Source organism: Polaribacter sp. BAL334, assembly GCF_015767435.1.
Taxonomy (GTDB): Bacteria; Bacteroidota; Bacteroidia; order Flavobacteriales; family Flavobacteriaceae; genus Polaribacter.
Window position 1 is genome coordinate 1 of the sequence record NZ_JADWOV010000163.1, and the last position, 449, is coordinate 449.

Sequence of the window (449 nt, forward strand, 5' to 3'; positions counted from 1 at the left end):
CAACAACCTCAATGGACAGAAAACTGGTTGTCTAATCCAAACAGAAAGAAAGTTTATGATGATTGGGCAAGAATCAATGCCTTGAAAATCAATGAACCCGTTTTTGAAGGTGATTACAGCATGACTTCTGGAACATTATTGCCAAGAATTGATGTTTTCAATACCAATATTCCTACTTCATCTTTAAGAAATGTAATCGTTTTAGCCAATTTTGATGTGGTTTCTCAAACCGTAAATACCAATTTCCCTTTTGCTGGCAATTGGGTTGATTTGATGGATCCTTCAGGAAATACAACTTACAGTGCTTCAACTATTAATTTGGCTCCTGGTTCTTTCAGAATTTTTGGAAACCAACAAGCCACTTTATCTTTAGATGATAGTACAATCAAAGAATCTATATTAAACCTGTATCCAAACCCAACCAACAGTAGCTTCTCACTTTCTAAAGA

The 449-nt window shown here is 35.0% G+C and carries 1 pseudogene; it reads left to right on the plus strand.

The features are described from left to right. Nucleotides 1-449, plus strand: a pseudogene (locus IU405_RS00855) (alpha-amylase); the annotation flags it as partial.